This window comes from Nocardia sp. bgisy134, assembly GCF_965341865.1.
Lineage (GTDB): Bacteria > Actinomycetota > Actinomycetes > Mycobacteriales > Mycobacteriaceae > Nocardia.
Map to the genome: position 1 here is coordinate 243,834 of NZ_CBDQZP010000005.1, position 17,827 is coordinate 261,660.

The following is a 17,827-nucleotide window of genomic DNA, read 5'->3' on the forward strand; positions in this document are numbered from 1 at the left end:
CCCACTCGGGCGCCGCCACCCATCGTCTTCCGTTCGGTCGCGGGCGGTTGCCTGTAGGGTCTGGGACTCGTGGTGGACAGTGGAACTCTCGCTCCGCGCGAGGTGTACAAGTGGGGCATCATCACCGCGCTCGGCGTGGTCGCGGGGTATGTCGCGGTTCTACTGGCCAACGTTCGGCATTTCTACACCGACGACACCGAGTCCCAGTACGCCCCGCTGTGGGTGATGATGGGCAGGCGGCTGCGTGACGGTGACCTTCCGACCCTGGTGCCCGAGCACTGGATGGCAGGTAACTACACCATCGAAGAGGCGGGGCTGCTGAATCCGCCGCAGCTGCTGATCGACCTGATCGCGCCCTCGGTGGACAACCTCGCGCTGTACGCCACCGTGGTCAAGCTGATCTTCGCGATCGTGCTCGGGCTCGGCGTCTACCGGATCTGCCTCGCGTACGGATCGCGGGCGCCGTGGGCGGCGGTGGCGGGCGTCGCCATCCCGTTCAGCGGCTGGCTGCTGTTCTTCGACGAGGCCAGCTGGATGACCGCGTTCACCGGCACCGCCTGGCTGGCGCACGCGTGGGCGTCGGGTGTTCGCTACGCGCGCGGGCGCTCCGGGCCGATCCCGACCTTCGTCTTCCTGTACCTGGCCATCTCGGTGCAGTACATCTTCCCTGCCGTCGAGGCGGGGATCATGATCGCCGCGGTGGCCGTCGGCGAACTCGTCTACCAGCGCAAGTGGCAACCGTCGCTGCGGTTGCTCGTCGTCTCGGGCTGCGCGGCGCTGGCGGGGCTCGCGACGTACCTGCCGAGCATGCTCTCGGCCAAGGTCACCTGGCGCGGCACCGCGCAGATCAACAACGAGCAGCTGCTGACGGTGCCGTGGTCGGAGTCGTTGAACGCCAGTCTGCCCAGTACCTTGCCCGCGTTCACCACGTGGTGGGGCTACGTGCAGCCGATGCCGGTGGTGTACGTCGCCTGGTTCGTGATCCCGGCGCTGGCGTTCGTCGACTGGCGCAAGGCGCTGGATTCGGCGCGCGAACTGACCGCGCCCGCGCTGTTCACGGCGATCGTGCTGATGTGGACCGCGGGCCCCGGCGCCATCGGCCCGCTGCGCTGGCCCGCCCGCGTGCTGCCGATGGTGGCGCTCGGCCTGCTGGTGCTGTTCGGCGTGCTGCTCGGCCGTTTCGCGACCTTCGCCGACTGGCGGCGGCGCGGAGTGATCGCGGCGGGATTGATCGGCCTGCTGTTGCTGCGTTCGGTGTCGGCGGCCCCGCAGGAATCCGTGTGGCACGTGGTCTCGGCCCTCGCGGTGGCTGCGCTCGGCGCGGCGGCGGTGTGGCTGGCGCGAGGCCGCGGCATCGCTGCGGCGTGCGCGCTGGTGTTGGTATCGATCGCCCCGATCGCCTATCTCCAGGTGTGGGCGGCCCAGCCGACGCCGCTCGGCTGGAACCTGCCGGAGCAGCGCTCGGAGATGAAGGCCGCCTTCCCGGAGTTCCCCGGCACCACGCTGCAACTGGGCGACCGCGCACTCATCCCGCCCGGCGAACGCACCCTCGACGGCGCGTACGGATCGCTCGTCTTCGGCAACTACGCCAAGGACCTCGAGCTGACCTACGTCAGCGGATACACCCCGAACGGCCACCTCCAGTTCGGCGAGATGCTCTGCATGCGCTGGGACACCAGCGTCTGCCCCGACGCCTTCCGCAGGGCTTTCGCCGTCGAGCCGACCACCGGCAAGACCATCGTCGACCTGATGAAGGTGGACCGGGTCGTGCTGCACACCGCCCTGTACCCGGACGCGCGCAACCAGCCCGCCCCGCAGGGCTGGAAGTGGGTCGACTACCCCGGCCACGAGAAGTACGTCGCCGTGCTCGAGCGAGAGAACGGCTTGCTCTCCACCGTCGACGGCCGCGTCGCCGCCGCCGTCGGGGTGACCGCCGCGTCCATCACCGAATCGGACACCACCAGCCGGGTCCGGGTCAGCTCGGAGACGGGCGGTCGCGTGGTCTTCGCGCGGCTGAACTGGCCCGGCTATCGCGTCACCCTCGACGGCCGCGAGATACCGGTCGAAGCCGTCGCGAAAACCTTTGTCGCCGTCGATATCCCGGCCGGCACCAGGAACGCCGAACTGGAGCTCGCCTGGCAACCGCCCGGCTGGAAGATCGGCGGCGCGAGCGCCCTGGTCGGACTGCTCGGCGTCGGCGTCTTGCACTGGCTGTACCGCCGCGGCCGCAGGGACGACGAGCCCGCCGAGCTCGCGCCCGCGGACGCCGCCGCCGAGGCCGAGCTGGCCGTCCGATGAACACCGTCGACCAGGCCGAACTGGATCCCGGGCCGCTGCTGCGCATCGTGCGGCGGCAGGAGATCGCGTTCGCCATGGTCGGCATGGTGAACACCGGACTGGGCATCGCCCTGACGGTGATGTGGCTGGCGATCTTCGACGGCCGCGTCTCGGCCGCGCTCGCGCCCCCCGCGGCGTACAGCATCAGCATCGTCATCGCATTCGTACTGCACCGCACCCTGGTCTTCCGGGTGCGCGGGCGTGTCATGCGCGATTTCTTCGCCTTCGTCGCGGTGAACTCCGGCGGCCTGTTGATGAACATGGTGCTGCTCCAAGCGGCCGTCTCGCTGCTGCATCTGCCGAGCATTCCCGCGGCGATCGGGGTGATGGCGCTGGTCGCTGTCGCCAGTTTCTTCGGCCACCGGCACATCTCGTTCCGCCGCAAGCCCGTCGAGCCCGATCTGGTCGGAGCAGCCGGACAATAGCGGTTCTGCGCCAGTCCTTTTCGCGCTCGGGCTATGCCACGGACGGTGCGGGGACGCGCTCCGGTGCGGTAAGGGGCTCCAAGCCGAGTTCGGCTCGCGCGGCCTTGATGACCGAGAGCTCCTGTTCGACGGTGCTGGCAATGGCCTTGTGCCACAACGTCCTGATGTCGTCGAGGTCGTCCACGGTCGCGTCCCCGTCCAGGGTGAGGGTCAGCTTCTGGACGGTGATGTTCGCGGCCGCCGTGAGCGTACGCAGCAGATCTTCACAGCGGTTGGGGATGCGCGGGCTCGACAGGATGCGCAGCCGGGTGACCGATCCTGTGCACTGCCCAATGCTTTCGTGCAGATCGAGACCGAAGCGGTCGATCTCGCCGAGGTAGGTGAAATCCTGGCTGGACAGCTGCTGCCGGACGGTGGCCGAGGTCTCCAGCAGGGTGGTGACGGCCGCCAGCACCGATTCGCGCCGCCACTTCTCGTGCTCGCGCTGTTCGGCGGCTTCGGTATTGCGTTGCGCGGCTTCCAGTGCGGACCTGCTCCGCTCGTCGGCCGCCGCGTTGACCGCCTCCACGTTCCGCTGCGCGGCCTCCAGCGCGATGCTGCCGCGCTCGTCGGCCGCGTCGATCGCCCTGCGATTCGTGCGGTTGGTGATGAGGACGCCGACCAGTACGACGAAGGCGACGACCAGGGAACTGAAGAGGGGGAGCCACTGAGTCACCCCGGAATCATCGCAGCCGCGTCGCGTTCCCGCCGTCGGCCTCGCCGACATTGCGCGCGGATGTCGGAAAGCCCGCTGGTTCACCCGAGGTCGCCGCGGGCCTTCTCCAGGAACTCTCCCTTGAGCTCCTCGGCTCGATTGATGAACTGGACGAGCCCGTCGCTCAACTTGTGCGAATCCTGCCTCCACTGCTCGGCGTCGATGGTGGGAAGGTTCTCGAAGTTGGCGTATCGAGCGTTGAAGGGCTCCCAGGTATCTCGGAAGTAGGCATTCGCCAGGTCCAGGAATCGGCTTGCGACCGAGTACACCTCGCCGCTCCCTGCGAGCCAGACCGCGTTCAGCGCGTTGAGGAACTCCTTCCCCGGCGTGGCAATGTCGGCCATCTTGGCGCCGACCAGGTCTCTCGGAGCGTTGCCCGACATCGCCGCGCTGAGGATGCTCAACGACATCTCGTAGTTCGTCAGGGCGGTCAGGAACTCGGTGTAGACCTTGTGCCGGTCGGTGCGCAGTGCCTGCGAGAAGGTGAGCCCTTGATCGCGGTTCGCCTCGTTGATGCTCACGTACACGGCCGCGCCCGCCGAGACGAAACTCGAGACCAGCGCGGCGCACAGTGCGGCGATCAATGTGTACCGCCCGCTGCGTTCGGCCACTTCCAGCTGACCGACTCCGCGACGGCGACGCCTTCCGTGCGGCGCAGCCTGCGGTGGCTGCGCGGCAGTCGCGTCGATTGTCGGCCCGGCTGACGATTCGGGTGTCATCGCTCCCTCCAGTCCGAACACCGCCCGAGACCGATTCTGTCATAGTCATCGCACATAAGTCGGCATCGTCGCTGTTCCGGGGCCCGGAGGGTGGGCCACCAGAATTCGGGGCCTTGACCTCGAGTCGACTCGAGCTCTTAGCGTCGGCGCGGTGGAAGGAAACAGCGTGACAACACTGGTAACAGGCGCGACCGGCAACACCGGTCGCCACGTCGTGGCAGAACTGATGCGTCGAGGCGAGCGCGTGCGGGCACTCACCCGGAATCCCGCCGCCGCGAAACTCCCGCCCGGAGTGGAACTTGCGGCGGGCACGCACACCGCACCCGAGACCTTGGCCGAGGCGCTCGACGGCGTCACCCGCCTGCACATCACCGTGACGGCCGGACTGGCCGAGGTCGGTCCAGAACTGGTCCGCCGGGCCGTCGACACGGGCGTCCGGCGCATCACGGTCGTCTGGGGCGGCGGTGTCGGCCCGGTCGAACAGGCCGTGGCCGACTCCGGCGTGGAGTGGACGCGGCTCGAGCCGCAGGAATTCATGTCCAACACGCTGACCTGGATCGACTCGATCCGCGCCGAGGGCGTGGTGCGTGAACCCTACGACCACCCGAGCGCCGTGGTGCACGAGGCCGACATCGGCGCGGTGGCCGCCGCCGCCCTGATCGAAGACGGCCACGCGGGCCGCGCGTACAACCTCACCGGCCCGCAGCCGCTGACGCTGCACCAACGGCTCGCGATCCTGTCCGAAGCGGTCGGTCGCGACATCGCCTTCGACCGGATCTCCCATGCGCAGGCCGTGGAACGGCTCGTGGCGACCGGCGTCTCCCAGGCCGACGCCGAGTACGTCATCGGCTGGTACGCGGAACCGCCCGAGGAATCGGCAATCGTCGACGACACCGTTCCCCGTGTGCTCGGCCGCCCGGCGAGGACCTTCGCGGAGTGGGCCGCCGAACACGCGAACCGCTTCCGGAGTCCCGCTCCGGTGGGCAACGCGCGCTGAAGCCGGTGCGCTGACACCTTGCGACAAAACTCCGGGCCCGCACGTCGCCGTTCGATGGCTCCGCGCGGGCTCGGTACATCCGCCCACGCCGAATCACTCGAGCGGGCGCTCACATCGCTCGATGATTGCTACGGCATTTCGTGGGACAGGCTCGGTCAGCTGCTACCGAACAATCCGAACGGGAACATATTGTTCAATCCGCCACCCCAACCCTGGTCCCAGCCGCGCTCGCACCGGTCGTAGCCGCGATCGCTCCAGCCGTAGCCACCGCCGCCGTAGCCGCCGTAGCCACCACCGCCGTAGCCGCCGTAACCACCACCACCGCCGTAGCCGCCGTAGCCGCCGCCCCACCAGTTGTCGTAACCACGTTCGCAACGGTCGTAGTCGCGATCGCTATTGCACATGAAACCGCGTTCGCACGGCGGGAAATCGGTCTGCACGATGCCGGGCGACGATGCGGGCGCGGCCGTCGCGGGGGCCGCCGCCACCATCGGAACTGTCATCGCGGCCCCCACTACCGCTAACCCCAGGAGAAGGCGCGCCCTGCCCACCTCACGGATCTTGTTGGTGTTCATCTCTGCCTCTTCCGGCGAGCCCGGCATGCGGCCTGGACAACTCGCCGATCGGTCGGTCGGTTGGTTGACATTCCCCGACTTCCTCGATCCTAGGCGCGCCCTATCGGTTGCCACCAGTGTGCGGGCACCCGAATTTCCGGGAGTTCCACTCGTCGTGCGGGCAGTGCCACTCACCCGGATCGGGTACACCGGCCCGCCGGAGACGGGCCGTCCGGCTTCGTCTGTTCCCAGCTCGGCGGCTTCGGAACCTGGATGGTGGGCCAGCCCGGACGCCGTTCGGTGGAGAACACCGCCGCGGCCGATTCACCAGCGGAGCACGGTGTCGTCGCCGGTGAATCCGACGTCGGCGCGCCACACGCGCCCGCGCGCATCGCCGCGATACAAGCGAGCACCAGGCGACGCCAGGCACCTCGGAATACCGCCACGGGACAGAGTATTTCGGCAGCGACCGGGCATGAGCGCGCACTCGGGGCGCTTCGTGCGACTCTTGCGGCCCGAAAAAGCCGCCGAATGACGCTGTCGAGTAACGGTTTTGGCTCCGCGGAAGACTTAGTTCGGGGGAGATGGGCCCACGCGCCTGTCCGAATACAGTAAGAGAGTGATCGATGCCCTGTCGAATACCGTGTGAATCGGCCCGGTCGCGGGCCGGGATCACGGCGCGACCACGTGTCGCGGACGATCGGTCGCTGGGGGAAACTACTTCGACGACAATGTGGCCGACGATGGCCCGTGGAATGGAGCCGACTGTTCGATGAAGCTTTCCGCACTACGCAGCGTGGCCGCTCTGCGGACCGCGGCCCTCACGCTGACCGCCGCATTGTCGGTGGCAGTGGTCGGGGGCGCCGCTTCGGCGGAGCCGCAGAAGCCCTCGGCCGTGACGTCCGTCGTCAAGGAGGGGCGCACCTGGCACCTGAAGGTGTACTCCGCGGCGATGGACACCGAAATCAAGGTCGACGTGCAGCGTCCGGCCGACGAGTCGACGCCCGCGCCGAACCTCTACATGCTCAACGGCCTGGACGCCGGTGAAGGAACCGCCAGCTGGCGGGCCGCCACGCACGCGCTGGATTGGCTGGCCGACAAGCAGGTCAACGTCATTCAGCCGATCGGCGGTCGCGGCAGCTACTACACCGACTGGCAGCAGCGGGACCCGGTGCTCGGGCTGAACAAGTGGACGACCTTCTTCACCGAGGAGCTGCCTCCGCTGCTGGACCAGACGCTGAACTCGACGGGCCTCAACGCGTTGGCCGGTCTGTCGACGTCAGGCACGTCGGTGTTGCAGCTGGCCGAGGCCAAGCCCGGCCTGTGGAAGACGGTCGCCGCCTACAGCGGGTGCGCGCAGATCGCCGACCCGATGGGGCAGCAGTTCGTCAAGCTGGCCACCGAGACCTGGGCGGGCGGCAACACCGTGAACATGTACGGTCCGGCCGACAGCCCGCTGTGGGCCGCGAACGACCCGGTCCTCAACGCGGAGAAGCTGCGCGGCACGCTGCTCTACGTCTCCAGCGGCAGCGGCATTCCGGTGATGGAGGATGTCCAGTACTACCTGAGCACCGCACCCGGACCGATGGGCGCGGTCAACCTCAGCCTCGGTGTGATCATCGAAGCGGCCGTCAACGGCTGCACCGCCAACCTGAAGAACAAGCTGGACTCGCTGAACATCCCGGCGACCTACCAGTTCAACCCGGTCGGCACGCACTACTGGCCGTACTGGGAAGAGGCGCTGCACGACTCCTGGCCGCTACTCGCCCAGGGCATGGGGCTGAACGGCTGATGCCCGCGCGGGAGGGGTCCGTCGACGGACCCCTCCCGTGAGTTCGGATGAAGCCGACCGCTGAAAAGCTTCCGCGCGGGCGGGTCGGTACGAGATTTCGTACCGACCCGCCCGCGCGGTTGTGTTCAGGCTCCGGTGTCGGCTCGGAGTCCGGCCCGGTGTCGAGCGGAGTCCAGTTCCAGATTCAGCGCGAGGACCGGCTCCGGCGGCGTGCGAGTGCGAAGCCGATGATCGCGGCGAGGACAGCGCCGCCGACGACGCCGACCGCGGCGAGCGCAATCCACTTCGTCGCTGACGAATCCTCGCCGGCGCTGTCGGCGGAGTGCACGATCGGTTTGCCGCTCGGGCCCGCGTCCTCGCCGAAGATGCCTCCGGTCGTCCCGGCCGAGTAGGCGGGGCCTGGTTCGGGGTTCCCTGCGACGGTGAGGTCGAGTCGCATGGGGACCGGGGTGGCGGCGCCTTCGGTGAAGGTCGAGCCCAGTTTCACCGCGATGTAGTACCAGCCCGCGACCGACTGCTTACGGACCTCGGAATCGTTGGCGTCGCGATTGGCGTAGCGGATCGGCGCGGTGGCGATCGCCGGGCCACTGGTGGGCAGCACGCCTGCTCGTCCGGTGTAAGCCGTTGTGTCGGAGTCGATTTCCTCGGCGAGTGGCGAGTACAGGGTGGTCGCGATGTTCGAGATGACGTCCACGCCCCGTCCCCCGTTGTCCTCGAAGTGCACCCGGTAGGCCAGGCCCTGGCCCCAACCCAGCCGCACCCGGTAGAAGACGTACTCGCCCGGCCGCAGCGTATCGGCGTAGCGGCCGCTGCCGTCGAGTGTCACCGCCTCGGTGAACGATCCGGCGCCGGTCACCGGAGTGCCCGGACCCGACGATTCGACGAGCGTCGTCTTGGTCGTGACGCCCGCGGGGCCGGGATCGGTGACGCCCGGTTCGACGCCGATGATCAGCTCGAGCGGCAGCCGCGGCGGCACGCCGTCCGAAACCCGGTCCCAGGTCAGCGTGAAGTAGTACCGGCCGTCACCCTTGCACTTGTCGCTGCCGCCGCCGGTGCGTTGCTTGGTCGCGCCGTCCCAGGTCTGGGTGACGGTGAGGGCGACGCCGTCGCTGGACCTCGTCGCCTGGTCGGTTTCGAAGGACAGGCAGTCCTCGCCGTCGCGGCCGTAGACCCGCGACTGGAGAGTGTTGAAGTCGTCGGTCACCGATACGCCCGACACCCTCGGGAAGGAGACGATGCCGGTGAAGTACGCGGTGGCGCCGGCGGGGACGTCGACCGCGTAGTAGCGAGTCTCTTCCTGCCCGATGGTGTCCAGGTAGTGGCCCGCTCCGGCCACGGGCGCGCTCGCGTAGTTCCCCGCGCCTGTGATCGGTGTTCCGCTCGCGCGATAGTTGCGCAGCGCGGCGGTGCTCACGCGCGGCAGGATGTCTTTCAGGGCGGTTCCGTCGACGGCGTCGTTGTAGGTGCCCCCGGTCGATTCGGCCATGCACCGCAGTTGTGCGCGGGCCTTGTCGTCCACCGCGAATCCGATGGTGTGCACGACGAGATCGAGGCCCTGCTGCTTCAGCTCTCGCGCGACGTCGCACGGATCGGGCGGCGAACAGGTGTCGTCGCCATCGGAGACCAGCACGATCGAACGCGGTCCGGACTTCGGCAGCGCCTGTGCGGCCTCCCGCAGCGCGGCGCCCATCGGGGTCCACCCGCGCGGCTCGATGCCGTCGACCGCGCTGATCAGCGCCGATCTATCGATGGTGTCCGGCGGGCGAAGGACCCGGACATCGCGGCAACCGGCCGCCTTCTCCGCTTCGGTGTTCCCGGTGCCGGTGCCGTAGGTGGTCAGCCCCACCTTCGCGGCGGCGGGCGCGGACTCCACGAATGTGCGGACGGCGTGCTTGGCCGCGTCCATCATGGTGCCCGCTGGGTCGGGCCGTTGCATCGAACCGGAGGCGTCCAGGATCAGCATGGTGGGCGCGTACTGCGCGGCGTCATCCGCCTGCGCCGCCGTGGGCAGCGCTACGGGCACACAGGCGACCACACCCGCTGCGATAACTGCGGTGAGCTTGGAATATATCGACATAACGGCACGGACGCTACCGGCCGGAACATCGCTCGCCCAGTCAAAACCGCTGCATGCCCGGATTTTTCGGGGCGGTGCGGGGATGAATCCGCAGGAAAGTGAAGAGGCTGCGGGTGGTGCCGTGCACTATCCGAACGAGGCATTTTCCGGTCGGATGCGCAGTGCGCCTGGTGACGTCACCCGTGGCCTCGCCGACGAAGCATCGTGGGGTCGGGATGCCGACTGGCGAACGACGAACGGCCCAGGTCGAGAAACGGAGAACCGTCTTCGACCTGGGCCGTTGTGGCGGAGGATAGGGGATTTGAACCCCTGAGGGCGTTAACCCAACCCGCGTTCCAGGCGAGCGCCATAGGCCACTAGGCGAATCCTCCGTGGAGCAGCATACCGGTTGCCCCCGGTCGGACGCCAAATTGCCCCGGTGAATAGGTGGTTTGTCCTGGTCGGACGGGGTTCGGAGGTCGTAGCGCAGGGGCGGGAACGGGCCCATTCGGACGGAGCGGGGATGACCCGCTACACTGGCCGACGGATCCCGCGCGGCGCGCATCCTGTGAACTCCCCCAGGGCCGGAAGGCAGCAAGGGTCAACGGGCTCTGCCGGGTGCGCGGGGTCCCCTATATTTCCGGCCCTGCCGAAGTTCGGGCGCTCCCCGTTGGTCCCAAGCGAAGTCGCGGAATGGCGCGGCCGGAGAAGTCCGTCATCGGACCGCGAAGGGCCGGAGCGAAGGCAAAGGTACGCCTCCAATTCCGGGCAACACACGGGTAACGTGGTCAACGGTCCACCGACGGTCGTCGGTACGGACGTCACACGCCCCTTCGCTGCTTCGAAAGGCTGCTCAGGATGCCCCGGCAAACGCAGATCGGTTTGATGAGCCATGAGGAGCTCGTGTCCGAACACGAGACCCAGACCGCGAACTACGCGACGCTCCGGACCGAGAAGCTCACGCTGGACCTGACGAGGGGAAAACCTTCGCCGGAACAACTAGACCTGTCGGCGGAACTGCTCTCCCTGCCCGGCGACGGCGACTACCGGGACGGCACCGGCACCGACTGCCGTAACTACGGTGGGCTGCACGGTCTCCCGGAGCTGCGCGCCATCTTCGGTGAGCTGCTCGGCATCCCGGTCGAGAACCTGCTCGCGGGCAACAACGCGAGCCTCGAGCTGATGCACGACGTCATCACCTACGCGATGCTGTACGGCACCAACGATTCCGAGCGTCGCTGGGCCGCCGAGCCCACGCTGAAATTCCTCTGTCCCGCACCGGGTTACGACCGGCACTTCGCGATCACCGAGGCCCTCGGCTTCGAGATGATCCCGATCCCGATGCGCCACGACGGTCCCGACACGCATCGTATCGCCGAGCTGCTCGCCGCCGACCCGCAGATCAAGGGTCTGTGGGCGGTGCCGAACTACTCCAACCCGACCGGCGTCGTCTTCTCCGAAGAGGTTGTGCGGGAACTGGTTTCGATGCCCGCCGCGGCGCCGGACTTCCGGTTGTTCTGGGACAACGCCTATGCTGTGCACCCGCTGACCGACATCGCCGCGCCGGTGTTCGACGTGCTCGGCCTGGCCGCGGCCGCCGGAAACCCGAACCGGCCCATCGTCTTCGCCTCCACCTCGAAGATCACCTTCGCGGGCGCGGGCGTCAGCTTCCTCGGCGCGTCCACCGCGAACCTGGACTGGTACCTCTCGCACGCGTCCAAGAAGAGCATCGGCCCCGACAAGATCAACCAGCTGCGCCACCTGCGTTTCTTCGGGGACGCCGAGGGTGTGCGCGCACACATGCAGAAGCACCGCGAGATCCTGGAGCCGAAGTTCGCCCTGGTGCTGAAGATTCTCGAGGACCGGCTCGGCGCGTCCAAGGTCGCCTCGTGGACCGAGCCGAAGGGCGGTTATTTCATCAGCCTCGACGTGCTCGAGGGCACCGCGGCCCGGGTGATCGCGCTGGCCAAGGACGCGGGCATCGCGCTGACCGCGGCGGGTTCGGCCTTCCCGTACCGGAACGATCCGGAGGACAAGAACATTCGCATCGCCCCCAGCTTCCCGAAGCTGCCGGAGCTGGAGAAGGCGATGGACGGCCTGGCCACCTGCGTCCTGCTGGCGGCCACCGAGAAGCTGCTCGGCAAGTAACCGGCAGAGAGAACGACGGCCCTCCGCACACCGGTGCGGAGGGCCGTCGTCTTTTCAGTCCCGAAGGGCTCGGCTCAGTGCGGCTTGTGCGCCAGCACCGCGAACATCGTCACCGACAGATGAATGTCGCCGCTGTCGGCGCCGCGCTCGAGATCGGCGAGCAACCGGTCGCGCTGGGCCTCGGTGATCGAGCCGCGCGCCACCGCCATGGCCGAGATGCGGGTGACCAGCGAGCCGGGACCCACGCTGCGGTCCTGCACGAGCGCGTGCGAGCCGACCTCGTCGATCACCAGGCCTGCCTGGGTGAGCAGGCCGGGCAGCCTGCGCCCGGAGAGCGGGTTGGTGGTGGCCGAGACCAGCGTGTCCAGCACCTGGCGGACCACCTGCCGGTCGCCGGGGTGCACGATCGCGGTGTCCCAGTCGACGTCGACCACCACGACGCGGCCGCCGGGGCGCAGCACCCTGGCGATCTCGTTCGCCGCGCGGCCCGGCGCCGTCAGATGCTGGAAGACGCGCTCGCAGAGCGCCGCGTCGAAGGTACCGGCGCCGAACGGGATGCCGTAGGCGTCGCCGGAATGGAACTTCGCGCGCGAGCCCAGCTGCGACGCGCGGCGCTCCGCGGAGGCGAGCAGGTGCGGGTCGGGTTCCACGCCGACCGCCTCGCCGGTCGGGCCGACCGCGTCGGCGAAGGCGATGACCTCCGTACCGGTGCCCGATCCGACGTCGACGGCGTGTTCGCCAGGTTGCAGTGCGAGCGCCTCGTGCGCCCAGGTGCGCAGTCGCCGGATGCCGGGTAGGGCGGCTTGCAGGTCGCGCACATCGACCAATTGATCCTGGCCCGCCGTGTCGAAGCGATCCGGGCGCAATGAGTAAGTGTCCATGGGCGCGTGTCCGTCCCTAGGTATTGCCGTCGTCTGAGGCATGGCCAGAGCCTACGCGCGGCTGTGGCGTGCCGCACAGCTGGACGCGGGTGAGATGATCGACTGACGAACGCGCCGACAAGCCGAAAGGAACGACGGTGACCGTCACACTGTGTCTCGCGCAGGAACCGGAGGCCGACAAGCTCCTGTCGGAGGACCCGTTCGCTCTGTTGACGGGCATGCTCCTGGATCAGCAGTTCCCACTCGAACACGCTTTCCGCGGTCCGAAGAAGATCGCCGACCGGATGGACGGGTTCGACATCGGCAAGATCGCCGAAGCCGATCCCGAGGCGTTCGAGGAGCTCGCCGCGACGCCGCCCGCCATCCACCGCTACGGGCGGTCCATGGCGCGGCGCACCCAGGAATTGGCGCGTTACGTCGTCGAACACTACGACGGCGACACCGCGGCGATATGGACGAGCGGCGATCCGGACGGCAAGGAAGTGCTGCGCAGGCTGAAGGCATTACCGGGCTACGGCGACCAGAAGGCGCGTATTTTCCTGGCCCTGCTCGGCAAGCAACTCGGGGTGCGCCCGAAAGGCTGGGAAAAGGCGGCGGGCGCCTATTCGGAGAAGGACTCGCGACGCTCGGCCGCCGACATCACCGACGCTCAGTCCCTGCTAGAGGTGCGTGCGTTCAAGAAGAGGGTGAAGGCCGAGGCGAAGGCCGCCACGGCGAAATAGCATTCGCTCCCCGATTGCCCATTCGAATCTCGCTGCTTTTTTCTCTCGTACAAGACGGGCCGGTGCTCGATGCTTTTCCCTCGAACACGCTCCATCGGATGAGGGATAGCAGTACATGAAAATCAGGAAGCTCGCCGTGGTCGCGGCACTCGTGACCATGGCGACCGGCGTCACCGCGGGAACCGCGGTGGCCGGTCCGGAGACCCCCGCCGGGGACGTCATCAACTACACCGCCACCCAGACCGAGACTGCGGCGATCATCAGCACCGACGCGGGCTCGCTCGTCGCCGAGGACGGCGCCCTGAAGATCAAGGCCGCGGACGGCACCGTGGTCGCGGGCACGCCGCTGAAGTTCCGGCTCGACGAGTTCGAGTTCCCGATCGCGGCGCAGATCTCGGATCGCACCGCGACGCTGACGCCGCAGCTCGATCTCGACCACGCGGCCTACAAGCCGGTCGCGCTGCCGTTCGAGGACAAGGCGCCGTGGAAGACCGAGTACGACCGTGAGGTCGCCGCCTGGACCCGGTTGACCAGCACCATCAGCATGGGCGCCACGATCGGCACGCTGGTCGGCGGCCTCGGCGGCGCCGCGGTCGGCTGCGTGGTCGGCGGCATCCTCGGCGGCGCCGCGGTCGGCGGCACCATCGTCGGACTGTTCGGACCCTTCCTGCCCGCCGCGGCTGTCGGCTGCGTCGCCGGTGCGGCCGCGGTCGGCGCGCTCGGCACCATCGCGGGCCAGATCTTCGTGACGGCGCCGGTCGCCATCGGGGCGCTCATTCAGTACTTCACGACGGTCAACGCGCCGTTCAACGCGCCCGCTCCGGCGAAGTAGCCCGTTCTCGCTTCCTCGGTCGTCACTGCCGTGAAAAACGGCCCCGCCCGATGCCTTTCGCATGGGCGGGGCTTCGTCGTGTCCGGCTCCGACCAGGCGAAACGGTGTGTCCTCGAGCACCGGGATTTGCGGAAGCTTGGTGCGCCGGTGAATTCGGTGTTACCTTTTTCTTCATGTCCATCAGCAGCCTCTCCGCCTTGCGGGTCACCTACGTGACCGCCGCGCTCGGCCTGCGGCTGCCGCTGACGCGGGAGCTGTGTTGCTCCCGTCGTTGCAGCTGAGCCGCCCTTTCGGCGCGCGCTGCCTCGTCGCCGCTCGTGTAGGCACGTCCCGTTCGACGGGATTTCAGCAAGGACTCTTCATATGTCGATCCCTACCCTGGAACGATCCGCTTCGCGGGTCGCTACCGGTCGTGTCCGCGTCCAGCGTCCCGTCGTGGCGCCGGAACTCCGCATCTCCGACAATCCGGCGGCCGCCGTGCTACGCGCCGCGACCGGCGGGCCGGTCTCTCGCGACAATGCCGCGCGCACAACGGGTTTGAGCATCGCGACGGTCAACCGCCAGGTGTCGTCCCTGCTCACCGCCGGCCTCCTGCGGGAACGGCCGGACCTGACCACGTCAGGCGCGGTGGGCCGCCCCCGGGTGCCGTTCGAGGTCGACTACGACACCTACCTGACCCTCGGCATTCACATCGGCGCCGCCGCGACCAAGATCGTGGTAGCCGACCTGCGCGGCCGAATTCTCGGTGGGCTTGCCATCGCCACCCCGCAAACCGGCCAGGAGTTCGCGACCACGACCGTGGCGCGCAGCGCGAAAGCCTTTCTGCAGCGCTGGCATCGGCGAAAACCGCTGTGGGCAGGCGTCGCGATCGGTGGTCGCGTCGACCCGCTGACCGGCGTGGTCGATCACCCCAAATTGGAATGGAAGGGCGCCCAGATCGGCGCCGTGCTCGGCGAAGTGCTCGAGCTGCCGGTCTCGGTGGCGCCGCACGTCGAGGCGATGGCGGGCTCCGAACTGCTGCTGCCGACCCCGGAACCGCCCGAGGGGCAGCAGCGCGGCAGCAGCCTGTACTTCTATGTGCGTGAAACCGCGGGCATCGCGGTCACTCTCGACGGCCGCGTGCACACCCCGAGCAACGGCCCCGGTTCGATCGCGCATCTGCCCACCGGCTCCGACGTCGAATGCACCTGCGGCAGGCGGGGTTGCTTGGAGGTCACCGTGGGTGACCGTGCGCTGCACGCGCGGGCGGTCGGTCGCGGAATCATCCCGGCGCACAACGGGACCGCGGGTTCCACCATCGCGGATCTGTACCGGGCGGCCACGGCCGGTTCGGTCCCGGCGCGCGAACTGCTCGCGGAGCGGGCGGCCATGCTGGGCAGCACCGTCGCGCTGGTGCGCGACATGCTCAACCCGGATCGCGTCATCCTCGGCGGGCAGGCCTTCACCGGCTACCGGCCGGGCATCGCGCACGTCGCCGAGGCCTTCCGGCAGAGTTCCACCCTTCCGCCGACCGACATTCGCATCAGCGGATTCGGCGGCAAGGTCCAGGAATTCGCCGCCGTGGTGACCTCGCTCAGCGCGCTCTACGCGGACCCGCTCGCCGCCATGCGACGCACCGCGTTCGCCGACTGATACCGAAACGCCGAAAGGCCGGGTCCTCCTCGGAGAACCCGGCCTTTCGGTATGTGCCCGCTCAGCGGGCCGACGATCCGGTGAACAATCCTTCGAGCGCCGTGATGAAGAACGGGAAGTGGGCGGCGAAGCGGTGCAGGTTCTGGTCGCGTTCGAAGCTGCCGAACCAGTAGAGACCCGGCTGGGCGTCGGCGGCCGGATTCAGGTCGCGGAACGCGCGGATCCAGTTGTCGGCGCGGCCGCCGATGACGGTGAACGGCAACGCGCGGGAGAACACCGTCTCCTGATCGGTCGGCGGAATCTGTTCGCGCCGAGTGGCATCCAGGCCGCGTTGCAGGGCGCGCACCTGCGAGGTCAGCTTGCGGCCCGCCTGGGTGCGCACCGGAAGGTACTTGGGCAGCAGCACGGTCGCCACGCCCGCGAGCAGGATCGCGACGCCGACCAGCGCGGAGCCCGCGGTGACGGCCAGACCCACCGTGGCGGCAATGCCCGCGACGATCAGCGCGCCGCCGACCCAGACCGGCAGGCCGATACGGGACCGGTCGGCGAAGGCGCCACGCCGCACCGCGTCGTCGACCATCGCCCGGCGGATCGGCTCGGCCTGCACCCGTCCCGGCGCGCGCAATTCGGCGACGGTGACCGAGTCGGCGCCTTCCGGCAGCAGCGTCGTGTACACCGCCTTCTCGTAGTCGCGTAGCTGGTCGTCGACGCCGTTCACCCGATTGATGCGCCAGTCGCTGTCGCTGATCGGCGTCACCCAGATGTAGCGGCGCACCGCGAGATCCACCACGGTGGCGGCGATATCGATGGCGTCCGCGTGCTCGTCGAGCAGCACGCCCGCCTCACCGGGCAGAATGCCCTCGGGCGAGGTGAACTGCACCTGGTTGCCGTCGCGCAGCAGCGGGTCGACGGTGTCGGAACCGGTTCCCGCCGCGGCGTTCTCGCGACGCGCGCGCAGCACGAAGACGGCCAAGCCCGCCAGCGCGAGCAGCAGCACGCCGAAGGCGGCCAGCACCGGACCGGTCACCGAGAACGGACCGGGTGCGTTCGCGTCCTCGATGTCGGCGTTCGCGGGGACGGTACCCGGCGGCAGTTGCAAGGTCAGGTCGATGGCGTCGCCCTTGCGCAGGTCGGTCTGCTCCAGCCAGAGCACGCCGTCGGATTCGATCCGGACGTCGGCGCACGGCCTCGTGTTGCCTGGCGGCCCGAGTTTGCAGTCCACGATGGCCATTTCGTAGCTCGGGCTGATCAGCGAGGCGCTGATGGAGGCGATGTCGGTGTTCATCACACCTAGCCAGTGGAAAACCTGGGTGCCGGGCGCGTCGCTGACGGTGTTGTGGATCGAGTACTTGTAGCTGGACTCACCGGGTTTGGCGTCGATGGTGAACTGATCGTTGGCGACCGTCGCGGTGCCCGCGCCCTTGGCGTCGATATCGGTGACCTGGAAGCGCCGTTCCACGTCGTCGCGCAACTGAAGGCGCAGCGGCAGTGACATCTTGAACGATTCGCCGGATGGCACGGTCACCGTCTCGTCGACTTCGAGCACGCCTTCGCGGCTGAGTTTCAGATCGGCGACGATGGTCACGCCCTCGGGCGTCGGTTCGCTCTTGGCACCCGGCGCGGTGGCCACCAATCCCGCGGCGGCGAGCATCAGCACGCCGGCGGCGGCCCCCCGAAATGTCAGCATGAGTGCCTACTCTAGACAGGTTGCTATTCTTCGTCAGCGGCTGTCGACGATCATCTGATGCGAGGGGGTACGGGGGAGTGACCCAACCACCGTACGGATATGGACCGGTTCCACCTGGTGGACACCCCGTTCCGCCGCCTGGCTACGGACCCCGTCCCGGTTACGGGCCCCCGCCCGGATACCCGCCGCAGCCCGGCTACGGTCCGCCGCCGGGCTATGCGCAGCATCCGGGATACGCTCCGCCGCCCGGCTATTCGGCGCCGCCCGGCTACGGTCAGCCGCCCGGGTACC

The 17,827-nt window shown here is 68.6% G+C and carries 14 protein-coding genes, 1 tRNA gene and 1 other RNA gene; 9 read left to right on the top strand and 7 right to left on the bottom strand.

The window, feature by feature from the left end; translation table 11 throughout:
• Positions 1-72: 72 nt before the first annotated feature.
• Together ACRWNM_RS11960 and ACRWNM_RS11965 are read left to right on the top strand one after the other, a co-directional pair.
• Positions 73-2,298, top strand: coding sequence for a hypothetical protein (locus ACRWNM_RS11960; protein ID WP_431966795.1), 2,226 nt, complete (start codon positions 73-75; stop codon positions 2,296-2,298).
• A complete protein-coding gene (locus tag ACRWNM_RS11965) occupies positions 2,295-2,762 on the top strand; it encodes a GtrA family protein (protein ID WP_431966581.1) in 468 nt (155 codons plus the stop codon). Before ACRWNM_RS11960 ends, ACRWNM_RS11965 begins: the two co-directional genes overlap by 4 nt.
• Before the next feature lie 31 nt (positions 2,763-2,793).
• On the opposite strand, the gene ACRWNM_RS11970 is transcribed toward ACRWNM_RS11965, so the two are convergent.
• Together ACRWNM_RS11970 and ACRWNM_RS11975 are read right to left on the bottom strand one after the other, a co-directional pair.
• Positions 2,794-3,477, bottom strand: coding sequence for a hypothetical protein (locus tag ACRWNM_RS11970; protein WP_431966583.1), 684 nt, complete (start codon positions 3,475-3,477; stop codon positions 2,794-2,796).
• A gap of 80 nt (positions 3,478-3,557) precedes the next feature.
• The gene (locus tag ACRWNM_RS11975) at positions 3,558-4,235 is read right to left on the bottom strand and encodes a hypothetical protein (RefSeq protein WP_431966585.1); all 678 of its coding nucleotides are present in this window, start codon (positions 4,233-4,235) and stop codon (positions 3,558-3,560) included.
• A 166-nt stretch (positions 4,236-4,401) separates the two neighbouring features.
• Here ACRWNM_RS11975 and ACRWNM_RS11980 point away from each other — a divergent pair, with 166 nt between their 5' ends.
• Positions 4,402-5,232, top strand: a complete 831-nt coding sequence (locus tag ACRWNM_RS11980) for an NAD(P)H-binding protein (RefSeq protein ID WP_431966587.1) — start codon at positions 4,402-4,404, stop codon at positions 5,230-5,232.
• Positions 5,233-5,387: 155 nt separating this feature from the next.
• Here ACRWNM_RS11980 and ACRWNM_RS11985 read toward each other — a convergent pair whose 3' ends face one another.
• Positions 5,388-5,807: a hypothetical protein gene (locus ACRWNM_RS11985; RefSeq protein WP_431966589.1), complete on the bottom strand. Its 420-nt coding sequence runs from the start codon at positions 5,805-5,807 to the stop codon at positions 5,388-5,390.
• A gap of 751 nt (positions 5,808-6,558) precedes the next feature.
• Here ACRWNM_RS11985 and ACRWNM_RS11990 point away from each other — a divergent pair.
• On the top strand, positions 6,559-7,578 hold the full coding sequence (locus ACRWNM_RS11990) for an alpha/beta hydrolase (RefSeq protein WP_431966591.1): 1,020 nt from the start codon (positions 6,559-6,561) through the stop codon (positions 7,576-7,578).
• Between the two features lie 184 nt (positions 7,579-7,762).
• Here the strand turns inward: ACRWNM_RS11990 and ACRWNM_RS11995 are convergent, their stop codons facing one another.
• Both ACRWNM_RS11995 and ACRWNM_RS12000 read right to left on the bottom strand, forming a co-directional pair.
• Entirely contained in the window at positions 7,763-9,655 is a 1,893-nt protein-coding gene (locus tag ACRWNM_RS11995) for a vWA domain-containing protein (RefSeq protein WP_431966593.1), read from the bottom strand.
• Between the two features lie 283 nt (positions 9,656-9,938).
• Positions 9,939-10,026: transfer RNA gene (locus ACRWNM_RS12000), tRNA-Ser, on the bottom strand.
• Between the two features lie 150 nt (positions 10,027-10,176).
• Here ACRWNM_RS12000 and ffs point away from each other — a divergent pair.
• Positions 10,177-10,271, top strand: an RNA gene (ffs, locus tag ACRWNM_RS12005) — signal recognition particle sRNA small type.
• 221 nt (positions 10,272-10,492) lie between these two features.
• Complete coding sequence (locus ACRWNM_RS12010; protein ID WP_431966595.1) at positions 10,493-11,782, top strand: aminotransferase class I/II-fold pyridoxal phosphate-dependent enzyme; 1,290 nt, start codon at positions 10,493-10,495, stop codon at positions 11,780-11,782.
• Between the two features lie 74 nt (positions 11,783-11,856).
• Here ACRWNM_RS12010 and ACRWNM_RS12015 read toward each other — a convergent pair whose 3' ends face one another.
• Complete coding sequence (locus tag ACRWNM_RS12015; RefSeq protein ID WP_431966597.1) at positions 11,857-12,663, bottom strand: methyltransferase domain-containing protein; 807 nt, start codon at positions 12,661-12,663, stop codon at positions 11,857-11,859.
• A gap of 137 nt (positions 12,664-12,800) precedes the next feature.
• Here ACRWNM_RS12015 and ACRWNM_RS12020 point away from each other — a divergent pair, with 137 nt between their 5' ends.
• From ACRWNM_RS12020 to ACRWNM_RS12030, 3 genes are all read left to right on the top strand, one after another.
• Positions 12,801-13,385: an HhH-GPD-type base excision DNA repair protein gene (locus ACRWNM_RS12020; protein ID WP_431966599.1), complete on the top strand. Its 585-nt coding sequence runs from the start codon at positions 12,801-12,803 to the stop codon at positions 13,383-13,385.
• 115 nt (positions 13,386-13,500) lie between these two features.
• A complete protein-coding gene (locus ACRWNM_RS12025; protein ID WP_431966601.1) occupies positions 13,501-14,217 on the top strand; it encodes a hypothetical protein in 717 nt (238 codons plus the stop codon).
• Positions 14,218-14,580: 363 nt separating this feature from the next.
• Positions 14,581-15,849 (top strand): ROK family protein, encoded by a 1,269-nt coding sequence (locus tag ACRWNM_RS12030; protein ID WP_431966603.1) that lies wholly within the window; start codon positions 14,581-14,583, stop codon positions 15,847-15,849.
• 61 nt (positions 15,850-15,910) lie between these two features.
• On the opposite strand, the gene ACRWNM_RS12035 is transcribed toward ACRWNM_RS12030, so the two are convergent.
• Positions 15,911-17,536: a DUF2207 family protein gene (locus ACRWNM_RS12035; protein ID WP_431966605.1), complete on the bottom strand. Its 1,626-nt coding sequence runs from the start codon at positions 17,534-17,536 to the stop codon at positions 15,911-15,913.
• Between the last annotated feature and the right edge of the window lie 291 nt (positions 17,537-17,827).